General features: G+C 67.6%; 11 protein-coding genes. 9 read left to right on the top strand and 2 right to left on the bottom strand.

Annotated elements, in window-relative coordinates; all coding sequences use genetic code 11:
• Window positions 1-752 (top strand): MFS transporter (locus tag JWP60_RS12135; protein WP_299791203.1); only part of this gene is annotated, 752 nt, incomplete at its 5' end.
• 64 nt (window positions 753-816) lie between these two features.
• On the opposite strand, the gene JWP60_RS12130 is transcribed toward JWP60_RS12135, so the two are convergent.
• Together JWP60_RS12130 and JWP60_RS12125 are read right to left on the bottom strand one after the other, a co-directional pair.
• Complete coding sequence (locus JWP60_RS12130) at window positions 817-1368, bottom strand: DUF4334 domain-containing protein (RefSeq protein ID WP_299791201.1); 552 nt, start codon at window positions 1366-1368, stop codon at window positions 817-819.
• Window positions 1365-2828 carry an FAD-dependent oxidoreductase gene (locus tag JWP60_RS12125; RefSeq protein ID WP_299791198.1) on the bottom strand — a complete coding sequence of 488 codons (1464 nt, stop codon included), beginning with the start codon at window positions 2826-2828 and terminating at the stop codon, window positions 1365-1367. Before JWP60_RS12125 ends, JWP60_RS12130 begins: the two co-directional genes overlap by 4 nt.
• Window positions 2829-2963: 135 nt before the next feature.
• Between JWP60_RS12125 and JWP60_RS12120 the strand changes: the two genes are divergently transcribed.
• The 8 genes from JWP60_RS12120 (at window position 2964) to JWP60_RS12085 (ending at window position 11181) form a co-directional block, all read left to right on the top strand.
• On the top strand, window positions 2964-3965 hold the full coding sequence (locus JWP60_RS12120; protein ID WP_299791195.1) for an aldo/keto reductase: 1002 nt from the start codon (window positions 2964-2966) through the stop codon (window positions 3963-3965).
• On the top strand, window positions 3965-4738 hold the full coding sequence (locus JWP60_RS12115; RefSeq protein ID WP_299791192.1) for an enoyl-CoA hydratase: 774 nt from the start codon (window positions 3965-3967) through the stop codon (window positions 4736-4738). Before JWP60_RS12120 ends, JWP60_RS12115 begins: the two co-directional genes overlap by 1 nt.
• Window positions 4739-4955: 217 nt before the next feature.
• Window positions 4956-6005 (top strand): extracellular solute-binding protein, encoded by a 1050-nt coding sequence (locus JWP60_RS12110; RefSeq protein WP_299791189.1) that lies wholly within the window; start codon window positions 4956-4958, stop codon window positions 6003-6005.
• Between the two features lie 10 nt (window positions 6006-6015).
• Entirely contained in the window at window positions 6016-7764 is a 1749-nt protein-coding gene (locus JWP60_RS12105; RefSeq protein ID WP_299791186.1) for an iron ABC transporter permease, read from the top strand.
• On the top strand, window positions 7761-8831 hold the full coding sequence (locus JWP60_RS12100; RefSeq protein WP_299791183.1) for an ABC transporter ATP-binding protein: 1071 nt from the start codon (window positions 7761-7763) through the stop codon (window positions 8829-8831). The genes JWP60_RS12105 and JWP60_RS12100 overlap by 4 nt, the downstream gene beginning before the upstream one ends.
• Window positions 8832-8857: 26 nt before the next feature.
• Entirely contained in the window at window positions 8858-10063 is a 1206-nt protein-coding gene (locus tag JWP60_RS12095) for a CoA transferase (protein ID WP_299791181.1), read from the top strand.
• Window positions 10060-10854: an enoyl-CoA hydratase gene (locus JWP60_RS12090; RefSeq protein ID WP_299791178.1), complete on the top strand. Its 795-nt coding sequence runs from the start codon at window positions 10060-10062 to the stop codon at window positions 10852-10854. The genes JWP60_RS12095 and JWP60_RS12090 overlap by 4 nt, the downstream gene beginning before the upstream one ends.
• Before the next feature lie 84 nt (window positions 10855-10938).
• Window positions 10939-11181 (top strand): hypothetical protein, encoded by a 243-nt coding sequence (locus tag JWP60_RS12085; protein ID WP_299791175.1) that lies wholly within the window; start codon window positions 10939-10941, stop codon window positions 11179-11181.
• Window positions 11182-11275 lie beyond the last annotated feature (94 nt).

The following is an 11275-nucleotide window of genomic DNA, read 5'->3' as shown; positions in this document are numbered from 1 at the left end:
AGTTGCTGACGACCGAGCAACTGCGCGACTGGGGCTGGCGGATACCATTCGTGCTGGGCGCGCTGGCTGCGCTGGTGGCGCTCTACCTGCGCCGCACGCTGACGGAGACGTCGACCGCGGAAAGCCGCGGCCGCAAGGAAGCCGGCACCCTGGCCGGGCTAATGCTGCACAAGCGCGCGTTCATGACCGTGGTGGCATTCACCGCCGGCGGCTCGCTCATCTTCTACACCTTCACCACCTACATGCAGAAGTACCTGGTGAACTCCGCGGGGATGTCCGTGAAGACGGCCAGCAACGTGATGACGGTCTGCCTGTTCATCTTCATGTGCCTGCAGCCGCTGTTCGGCGCGCTCTCCGACCGCATCGGCCGGCGCAACAACATGCTGCTGTTCGGTGCCCTGGGCACCATCGTCACCGTGCCGGTCCTGACCATGCTGCAGCACGTGCGCAGCCCGACGGCGGCCGGCGCCTTGATCCTGGTGGCGCTGGCCGTGGTCAGCTTCTATACCTCGGTCAGCGGGATCGTGAAGGCGGAACTCTTCCCGCCCGAGGTGCGCGCGCTGGGCGTCGGACTCGCCTACGCGATCGCCAATGCGGTGTTCGGGGGCACGGCCGAATACGTGGCGCTGGGGCTCAAGAGCCTGGGCAACGAGTCGCTTTTCTACTGGTACGTCTCGGCGATGATGGTGGTGGCCTTCCTGGTGAGCCTGCGCTTGCCGCGCCACCCGAGTTATCTGCACAACGAGCATTGAGGCGCGGCGCCGGTCTTGCTCCCGTCCTCTCCGGGGCACGGCTGGGTGGGGCGCTCCGCACGATTCAGCGGCGATCCCTCACCGTCTGCCTGCGCCGAAGCAGGAAGAAGAACGGCTGCTTCATCCCCTTGAGGTCCATCAGGCCGAGCACCGTGTCGTCGTCGGCCGCGCGAAAGACATCCTGGATCGGGACCTCGTCGTAGATCATGGCCGCCGTCAGCGTGCCGCGAAAACGCAGCATGCGCAGGCGGGCGTGCGAGCGGTGCGTTGCGAGCAAGGGGAGCAGGGCGCGTGCGATGCGAGCGACCGGCTCCGACTTGAGCTGCGGATAACGCAGCAGCAGCGGCACGCCGGGCCAGATCAAGCGCGGATTCACCGTGAACTCGCGCTCGCCGCTTGCGAACAGCAGCGGATGCACCTGCTCCTCGTCGTCGAAGCGTTTGCCGCGCCAGCCATAGGCCGTGAGCGCGCCATCCATCGGATGCCCGGTCGGGAACTCGTGGCCGGACCAGGTCCCGATCATGAAGGCGATGTCCACGGGCGCCAGCGTGTCGAAGAGCGCCAGTGCGGCATCGGGGCCTTCGCAGCCGTTCGGAAGGGCCGTGGGCGAGTTCACGCGCATGGCTTCCTCGCGGTCGCGGGCGAACGCTCACGCAACAGGCCGACCAGCCCGTACGTCTCGGGCGCCGGCAGTGCAAGCTGCTGGCCCAGCACCGCACCGGCCGCCAGGGCCGCGGAGCGCGCTGCGCTTTCCATCGAACAGGGCACCGACGTATCCGTCCAGTCGCCGGCAAGCAGCAGTCCGCCGACGGCCGTGCGATGGGACGGCCGCAACGCCTCGGTGCCGGGACGCGGTTGCGGAATCGCGGCGCGGATGCGGTGCACGCGCGCCGCCAGCACGCGGGTCGCACCCGCGCTCGGCGCGAACTCCTCGAGTTCGACCAGCGTGCGGTCGATCACCTGGGCGTCGCTCCACTCCAGGTGCGCATTGGGACCGATCGCATTGCAGGCGATGAGGGAGCCGCCGCCGGTGACGGCGGGGCGGATCTTCGCCAGGTCGTAGAAGTCGGTGTTCAGGTCCTGCGGATTCCACACGCGCGCCCAGAAGCGCTGCTCCCCGAGGCGCCGGTCCAGGGCCAGGTAGCTGCTGGTGTACGGCGCGCCGATGAAGCGCGTGGCGGCCTGCTGCAACGGCGCCAGCCTCGCCTCACGTGTGCGCGCCAGCAGCGGCGCGACATTCCACGGCGCGATGGCCACCACGCACCAGGGTGCGCGCACCGCACTGCCGTCGCGCAGGTGCGCGCCGCGCACGATGCCGTCCTGCACGTCGAGCGTGCGCACCGCGGCTTGCGTGCGCACTTCGCCGCCGCGCGCGCGAATCGCCGCGATGCATTGCGGCACATACATCTGGGACAGGCCCACCGTCGGGAATCCGAAGTGATAGCCGCTGCGTCCCTGCATCAGCCGGAAGATGCGCATGGCGGCGGCGGCGGAGCATTGCTCCAGCGGCACGTTCAGCATGGCCAGCAGCGCGGAGCGCCAGAACCAGTCGATGGCGCGCTCCGAGACCTGCAGAGAGCGCAGCCAGCTCGCCGCGTCCTGCGTGTCCAGCGCGCGCAGGCCGCTCTCGCTCACGCGCGCCGCCTGCCACGACAGGCGCCAATGAGAAAGCGCATCGGCCAGGCTCATGCGCCGCAGCGCCACGGGGATGTTCGGCAGGCCGTGCAAGGGCGGCGTCCAGCGCACGCTGGCGGCGGCTAGCAGCTCGCCCGCATCCAGCAGCGTGAGCAGGGGATCCGGCTGCCAGGCGATGCGGTCCGCGCTACCCAGGCGCTCGAGCATGCGAAGGAAGTTCACGTGTTCCGAGCTGACCACGTGCGGGCCGATGTCGATCTCCATGGCCATGCGCGCGTCGAACCAGCTGCGCGCGCGTCCTCCCGGCTCGGCGCGCGCTTCGAGAACGCAGACGCGCAGGCCGGCGTCGGCCAGGGCCGTGGCGCAGAAGAGGCCGGCAACGCCGGCGCCGATGACGAGGGCGTCGCAGGAAGCGGGGGAGGCGGTGGCGGGGATCGGCAAGCGGCGACCTTAGCGCAGGATCGAGCCGGCCGGGGCCGCCGGTGGGGCTGATCTTCGGTGAGCGCCGCGGTGGGGTGCCTGCGGCATCCCACCCTACGGTAAGCTTGTCGATCCGCTTTTTTGCCATTCGAAACCATGCACAACCGTCCCCTCGGCCCTTTCACCGTCACCGCCATCGGCCTGGGCTGCATGAACCTCAGCCACGCCTACGGCACGCCGCCTTCGCCGGAGCAGGGCGAGCGGGTGCTGCTGGCCGCGCTGGACGCCGGCGTCACGCTGTTCGACACGGCCGCCCTGTATGGCTTCGGCGCCAACGAGAGGCTCGTGGGCCGGGTGCTCAAGCCGCATCGCAGCAAGTTCACCCTCTGCAGCAAGGGCGGCATGGCGGGCGTCGCCGGTGACGACGGCGTCACGCGCCGCGTCATCGATGGCCGGCCCGAGACCATCCGCCGCAATTGCGAGGACAGCCTGCGCCACCTGCAGGCCGACGTGATCGACCTCTATTACCTGCATCGCTGGGACAAGAAGGTGCCCATCGAGGAGAGCGTGGGCGAGATGGCGCGGTTGGTGGAGCAGGGCAAGGTGCGTACGCTCGGCCTGTCCGAAGTCTCGGCCGCGACGCTGCGCAAGGCCCATGCGGTGCACCCGATCACCGCGGTGCAGAACGAGTATTCGCTGTGGACCCGCAATCCCGAAATCGCGATGCTGCAGGCCTGCCGCGAACTGGGCATCGCCTTCGTTGCGTTCAGCCCGGTGGGGCGCGGCTTCCTGTGCGATGCGGTGCATGACGTCGCGACGCTGGAGTCCAAGGACATCCGCCGCACCATGCCGCGCTTCGACGCTGACAACCATGCCCGGAACCTGAAGCTGCTGCCCGCGTACAAGGCGCTCGCGCAGGAGGCCGGCTGCACCCGCGCGCAGCTCGCGCTGGCCTGGCTGCTGCAGCAGGCGCCCTTCATCATTCCCATTCCCGGCACCACCAGCGTGGAGCACCTGCACGAGGATCTTGCTGCCGCGGACGTGGCGCTGTCGCCTTCGCTGGTGCAGCGGGTGGAGGCGCTGATCAACCAGCAGACCGTCGCCGGCAATCGCTACAGCGAGCAGGCCAACCGCGAAGTCGACGCCGAGACCTTCTGATGACGCAGATCCTGGTGCGCCGCGACGGCCACGTGGGCACGGTGCTCGTGTCCAACCCCGGCAAGTTCAACGCAATGACGGTGACGATGTGGCAGGCGCTCACCGCCGCCATCGCCGAACTCGATGGCGACGCCGACATTGCGGTGATCGTGCTCACCGGCGAAGGCGAGCAGGCCTTCGTCTCCGGCGCCGACATCTCGCAGTTCGAAAGCGAACGCGGCGAGCCCGACGCGCAGCAGCGCTACGGCGCGATCGTCGACGACGCGTATGCGGCGCCGGTGCGCGCGTCCAAGCCGGTGATCGCGAAGATCCGCGGCATCTGCATGGGCGGCGGCCTCGGCCTCGCAGCCGGCTGCGACATCCGCATCTGCGCCAGCGATGCGCGCTTTCGCATGCCGGCCGGCCGCCTGGGCCTGGGCTACAAGCCCGAGGGCGTGCAGCGCTTCGTTTCGCTCATCGGCGTGCAGAACACCCTCGACATCTTCTTCTCGGCGCGGGTGTTCGGGGCCGACGAGGCGTTGCGCATGGGCTTCGTCAGCCAGGTCGTGGCGCCCGGGGAACTGGACGGCATCGTGCGCGCCTACGCGGACACGATGGCGCAGAACGCGCCCTTGACGCTCAAGGCGGCCAAGCTGAGCGTGAACGCCTTCCTCGGCACGGTCAGCGATGCCGCCGCGCACGCGGCCGCGGACGCGTGCAACGCGAGCGAGGACTATCGCGAAGGCGTGCGCGCGTTTGCGGAGAAGCGCAAGGCGGTGTTCCGGGGCGTTTAGGGTCGGTCGCCCGGAGGCATCCCACCGTGCGCGGCGCGATCGCCATGCTGGGGTGCGCTGCGCGCAGCCCCAGCCTACCGGATGCATCCTGCATTTCGAAGCGGCGCGGCCCCCGCGAAGTCTTTTGGTGCATGCAGGTAAGTGCGGATGCGACCTGACCGGTCGCGGCACTAAAGTGCCCTCTCGTGGATTGCGGCGCCGCCGCGGGAGAAGTCGAATGCATCGGTTCCTGGTGAAGTGCTTGCTGGCCTCCCTCTCCGCCTGCGCGTTGCTGGCCGCCGTCCCGGCCCGGGCCCAGATGCAGCCCTGGGAAAAGGAGCTGTACGAGGCGGCCAAGAAGGAAAAGCCGGTCACCGTCTACACCGCGCACTACAACACCGACGAGGCCGCGGCCCTGTGCGCCGCCTTCGAAAAGAAGTACGCCGACCTCAAGTGCAATTTCGTGCGCACCACGGCGCAGGTGGCCTTCCAGCGCCTGCAGCAAGACATCCAGGCGAATGCGCCCGTGGCTTCGATCTTCAGCAGCACCGACGTCAGCCACTATCCGGCGCTCAAGCAGAAGGGGCTGCTGCTGCGCTACCAGCCGCACAACGCCGCCAACCAGGTCGACTCGCTCAAGCCCTACAACGACAAGGAGGGCTTCTACTGGGTGACGGCCGCGGCGCTGATGACCCTCACCTACAACACCACGATGGTGCCCGAGCGGGAGGCGCCGAAGAACTGGCCCGACCTGCTCGATCCCAAGTGGAAGGGCAAGGTTTCGATCGGCCATCCGGCCTTCAGCGGGTATGTCGGCACCTGGGTCGTGCTGATGCGCAAGCTCTATGGCTGGGACTATTTCATCAAGCTGGAAAAGAACGAGCCGCAGATCGGCCGCTCGGTGAACGACACCGTCACGATGCTCAATTCCAAGGAGCGCGCGGTCGCCGCCGGCTCGGAGGCGACCACGCTGCTCTCCCGCGACAAAGGCAATCCGCTGGCCGTGGTGTATCCCACCGATGGCGCGCTGCTGATGGTGTCGCCCAGCGCCATCCCCAAGAACGCGCCTTCGCCCAATGCCGGCAAGCTGTACCTGGAGTTCCTGCTGTCGAAAGAGGCCGGCGAGGTGCAGGTCAAGACGCACTCGCTCGCGGTGATGAAGGGCGTCGCGCCTTCGCCCGGCACCAAGCCGCTGGAGCAGATCAAGGTGGTGCGCCCGACCGAGGACGAGATCACCAAGGGCATCCCCGAGGTGAAGGAGAAATTCCGCGAGACCTTCGGCGTCTGACGCGCAGGCCGTGGCTTACGTCAAGACGACGCTGGACGAGGCGGCGCTGCCGCCCCAGGGACTGGCCCAGCGCTGGCGGCATTGGGACAAGTCCTCGCTGCTGTGGCTGGCCGCCATCGTGGTGCTGGTGTTCCTGGTGGTCAACCCGCTGGCGCGGCTGCTGGTGGTCAGCTTCCAGGACGACAGCGGCGGCTTCACGCTGGCCAACTACATCGCTGCCTATGGCCGTGCGCGCCACCTGCAGGCGCTGGGCAACTCGCTGATCCTCGGCGTCTCGGCCGGCGTGCTGTGCCTGCTGTTCGGAGTGCCGATGGCCTGGGCGCTCTCGCGCACCGACATGCCGGCAAAGGGGCTCGTGTGGGTCTCCATCCTCGGCACTTTCATCATCCCGCCGTATCTCGGCGCGGTGGGCTGGATCCTGCTGGCCGGCCCGCACGCGGGCTGGTTGAACCGGGCTGTCGTCGCGCTCACCGGAGCGACCTCCGGGCCTTTCAACATCTACTCGATGCCGGGGCTGGTGCTGGTGGTGGCCTGCTACAGCTTTCCGTATGTATTCGTGCTCACGAAGTCGGCGCTGGACCTCGTCTCCTCCGAGATGGAGGACGCGGCCAACATGCTGGGCGCGGGCAACATGCGCACGACGTTGCTGATCACGCTGCCGCTGGTGCTGCCCGCCATCCTGGGCGCCTTCATCCTGGTGTTCCTGGAGGCGATTGCGCTGTTCGGCTCGCCCGCGCTGATTGCGTTGCCAGGACGCTTCCAGGTGGTGACCACGCAGCTGTGGCAGTTCTTCGAGTTTCCGCCGCAGCTGGGGGTCGCCTCGGCCTATGCGATGCCGCTGTTGTTGATCACGGTCATGCTGTTCTGGGTGCAGCGGCGCATCACGAATCGCAAGGGCTATGTCTCGCTCACCGGCAAGGGTGGCGAGCGCCGTCCCGTTCCGCTCGGCCCGTGGAAGTGGCCGGTGCTGGGCTGGTGCCTCGCGGTCTGCACGCTGTCCTTCTTCATGCCGATGGTGGTGATCTGCCAGGCCGCCTTCGCCAAGGCCTGGGGCCGCGGCTTCTCCTGGGACAACCTCACCTTCGGCAACGTCACGGCGGTGCTGGTGGACAACGCGCTCACGCGCACGGCCACGCTGCACACCTTCGTGTATGCGGGCACGGCTTCGCTGTTCGCGCTGACGCTGGCGCTGTGCATCGCCTATGTGGTCAACCGCGGGCTGGTGAACCGGCATGTGGGCAGCGTGCTGAGCTTCCTCACGATGGCGCCTTTCGTGGTGCCCGGCATCGTGCTGGCCATCGGCTTCTATGCCGCGTACACGCGGCCGCCGCTGGTGCTGTATGGCACGGCGTGGATCCTGATCCTGGCCTTCACCACGCGCTTCCTGCCGATCGCCTTCGTCAACGCGAATGCCGCGATCCGCAGCATCAACCCGGAGCTCGAAGAGGCGGTGCGCACGCTCGGTGGATCGCGCCTGGCGGCCATCCGCTACGTGGTGCTGCCGGTGCTCAAACGCAGCATGGCGGGCGCCTTCATCCTGGTGTTCATTCCCGCCACGCGCGAGCTGAGCACGGCCATCTTCCTCTACTCGATCAACACGCAGGTGCTCTCGGTGCTGCTGTTCGACAAGAGCGACGAGGGCAACTTCGAAATGCTGGCCTCCATCGGCCTGGTGCTGGTGGTGATCACGGTGGCGCTGATCCTGGCGGGCTTCCGCCTGATGGGGCGCGACTTCATGCTGAGGAGGACGGTAGTTTGAGCCAGCTTGTATTGAGAAATGTCTCGCGCACCTTCGGCGGCTTCACGGCCGTCGACGGCCTGAACCTCGCGCTGCGCGAAGGCGAACTGGTCTCGCTGCTCGGGCCTTCGGGCTGCGGCAAGACCACGACGCTGCGCATGATCGCCGGCTTCATCGCGCCGAGTGCCGGCACCATCGAGCTCGATGGCCAGGTGATTTCCTCTGCGCAATCCTCGCTGCCGCCGGAAAAGCGCGGCATGTCGATGATCTTCCAGAGCTACGCGATCTGGCCGAACATGACGGTGCAGGAGAACGTGGCCTTCGGCCTGAAGCTGCAGAAGGTGCCGGTCGCCGACGCCAGGAAGCGCGTGGACAAGATCCTCGACGTCGTGCAGCTCAAGGCCTTGCGCGACCGCTATCCCGCGGAGCTCAGTGGCGGGCAGCAGCAGCGCGTGGCGCTGGCCCGTGCCATCGTGGTCAATCCCAAGGTGCTGCTGCTCGACGAGCCGCTGTCCAATCTCGACGCCAACCTGCGCGAGGAAATGCGCTACGAGATCCGCCGGCTGCACGACGAATTCAACATGACGATGGTCTACGTCACCCACGACCAGTCCGAGGCGATGGTCACCTCCGACCGCATCGCCGTGATGAACCAGGGCCGCATCGAGCAGCTCGATGCGCCGTTCGAGCTGTATGGGCGTCCGCGGACCCGCTTCGTCGCCGGCTTCATCGGCCGCACCAACCTGCTGACCGGTGCGCGCCGCGACGACGCGGTGGACTTCGGCGGCTTCTTCCTGCCCGCGCGCGCACTGGCGGCCGATGGCCAGTTGCCCTCCGAAGTGCAGGTGTCGATCCGCCCGCAATGCATCCAGCTCACGCGCGAGAAGCCGGCCGAACGCGACGCGCACCACTGCGTTCTGGCGAGCATCGCGCGCCGCTCCTACCTGGGCGAATCGTGGGACTATCACATTGCCCTGGCCCCCGCGCTGGAGCCGATCCGCGTGAGCGCCCGGCCCGGTGATGTCTTCGAGGTCGGCCAGACGATCTACGCCGACATCGACACCTCGCAGATCACTCTGCTCGCCTGAATTCAACCCCAAAGGAACCCCTTCCCATGCCGCTTCCCCTCGAAGGCGTCCGCATCCTGGACCTCACCAACGTGATGGCCGGCCCCTACTGCAGCATGGTGCTGGGCGACCTCGGCGCCGAAGTGATCAAGCTGGAAAGCCTGGATGGCGACAGCACGCGCAATTTCGAGCCGCGCGTCAACGACGAGTCCTATTGCTTCGCCGTCCTGAACCGGAACAAGAAGAGCATCTCGGTCGACCTGAAGTCGCCGCAGGGCAAGGAGATCGTCATGAAACTCGCGGCCACCTGCGACGTGATGATGGAGAACTTCCGGCCCGGCGTGGTCAAGAAGCTGGGCATCGCGTACGACGACGTGAAGCAGGTCAACCCCGGCATCATCTTCGCGTCCATGTCGGGCTTCGGCCAGACCGGGCCCTATGGCCGCAAGGGCGGCTTCGACATCATCGCGCAGGGCATGTCGGGCATCATGATGATGACCGGCGAGCCCGGTGGCCGCCCGGCGAAAGTCGGTATCGCGATGAACGACATCGCCTGCGGCGTGACCACGCTGTACGGCATCCTGGGCGCCTTCATCGGCAAGCTGCGCCACGGGCAAGGGCAGTACATCGAGACCTCGCTGCTGGAGGCGGGGCTGGCCTGGAGCATCTGGGAATTCGGCGCCTTCTTCGGCGGCGGCGAGAAGCCGACGGCCACCGGCACGCGGCACCGCCGCTCCGCGCCCTACCAGGCCTTCCGCTCGCAGGACGGCTATGTCACCGTCGGCGCCAGCGGCGACAAGCTGTGGCGCGCCTTCGTCACGCAAGTCGTCGAGCAGCCGCAGTGGCTCGATGACCCGCGCTTCGTACGCAACCCCTTGCGCGTGAAGAACGCCGATGCGCTGCAGGACTTGATCGAAGCGATCACCATCACCCAGCCCACCGCGCACTGGGTCGAGAAACTCGATGCCGTCGGCGTGCCCGGCGGTCCCGTCTATACCTACGAGCAGACGCTGTCCGATCCGCAGGTGCAGCACCGGCGCATGGTGTACGACATCGAGCATCCCACCATCGGCCTCATGAAGACGCTGGGCCTGCCGGTCAAGTCCAGCGGCGAGCTGACGCAGATCCGCAAGCCCGCGCCGCTGCACGGGCAGCACACCGAGGAGGTACTGCGCACCCTGGGCTACAGCGAGGGCCAGGTGCACGGCCTGCTGGCTGAAGGCGTGGTCAAGGCCAGCAAGGTGCCGGCATGAAGCTCGCCACCGACAAGATGATCGCGCTGAAAGACGGCGCGATCGGCTGGATCACCTTCAACAATCCGGCGCGGCACAACGCGGTCTCGGTGGCGATGTGGGAGGCGCTGTACGAGATCGTCACCGACTACGCGCAAGACCCCGCGATCCGCGTGATCGTGGTGCAGGGTGCGGGCGGCAAGGCCTTCGTCTCCGGCGCCGACATCTCCGAGTTCGAGGAGAAGCGCTCCAGTGCGGAAAGCACGCAGGCCTATCGCGAGATCTCGCATCGCGCGAATGACGCGCTGCGCTACGTGAACAAGCCGACCCTCGCGATGATCCGCGGCTACTGCGTGGGCGGCGGCGTGTCGCTGGCGCTGTCGTGCGACCTGCGCATCGCGGCCGAAGGCTCGACCTTTTCCGTGCCCGCTGCCAAGCTGGGCCTGGGCTATGAATTCGAGGGCGTGCGCAAGCTGGTCGACGTGGTCGGTCCCTCGTTTGCGCGCGAGATCTTCTACACCGCGCGGCAGTTCTCGGCGGCCGAGGCGCTGGCCATGGGCCTGGTGAATCGCGTGGTGGCGGCGGACGGCCTCGAGTCGTACGTGCGGGACTACGCTGCAACCATTGCCAACAATGCGCCGCTGACGGTGGCCTCGATCAAGACGCTGGTAGCCCAGGCGCTGGTCGACGACTCGGAGCGCGACGCGGCGCTGTGCCAGGAGGTGGTCGACCGCTGCTTTGGCAGTGCCGATTACGTGGAGGGGCGGCAGGCCTTCATGGAGAAACGCAAACCGAAGTTCACGGGCCGCTAGCAAGCCCCGGCGCCCAAGTCGGCTTCGCTTGAAGGGTCTGTTGGCCGGGCGCATACTGGCCCCGTCATATCACGGAGGGCCCCCATGGTCCAGGCACCGGGCCCCGAGTCGGGAGACGTGAGCATCTTCGAACAATCCTGCGCGTATTGCGGTGCGCGCCTGCGCGTCCTCGCCGTGCGGGTGCCCGACGAAAACCGCACGCAGGACTACAGCTGCCCGGAATGCGGCAAGTCCTACGAAACCGAAGCAGCCGCCGAGCCGCAGGTGCGGCTGGTGAAGGCGCGCTCGGACGGGAAGGACGATCGGTATCAGGAGACGCTGTTCTAGCAGGTAGGGTGGATTGCGCTGCGCGCAATCCACCCTACGCGGCCCATGTCACTGCGGGCGTGCACCCTGGATGTCATTGCGGGCTTGACCCGCA

It is taken from the genome of Ramlibacter sp., assembly GCF_028291745.1.
Lineage (GTDB): Bacteria > Pseudomonadota > Gammaproteobacteria > Burkholderiales > Burkholderiaceae_C > Ramlibacter.
This window is presented reverse-complemented; position numbering and strand designations above follow the sequence as displayed.

Excerpts from the sequence above, each read along its gene's own strand:
- JWP60_RS12085 (WP_299791175.1), top strand. The coding sequence starts at position 10,939 with ATGGTCCAGGCACCGGGCCCCGAGTCGGGAGACGTGAGCATCTTCGAA.
- JWP60_RS12095 (WP_299791181.1), top strand. The coding sequence starts at position 8,858 with ATGCCGCTTCCCCTCGAAGGCGTCCGCATCCTGGACCTCACCAACGTG.
- JWP60_RS12110 (WP_299791189.1), top strand. The coding sequence starts at position 4,956 with ATGCATCGGTTCCTGGTGAAGTGCTTGCTGGCCTCCCTCTCCGCCTGC.
- JWP60_RS12115 (WP_299791192.1), top strand. The coding sequence starts at position 3,965 with ATGACGCAGATCCTGGTGCGCCGCGACGGCCACGTGGGCACGGTGCTC.
- JWP60_RS12120 (WP_299791195.1), top strand. The coding sequence starts at position 2,964 with ATGCACAACCGTCCCCTCGGCCCTTTCACCGTCACCGCCATCGGCCTG.
- JWP60_RS12090 (WP_299791178.1), top strand. The coding sequence starts at position 10,060 with ATGAAGCTCGCCACCGACAAGATGATCGCGCTGAAAGACGGCGCGATC.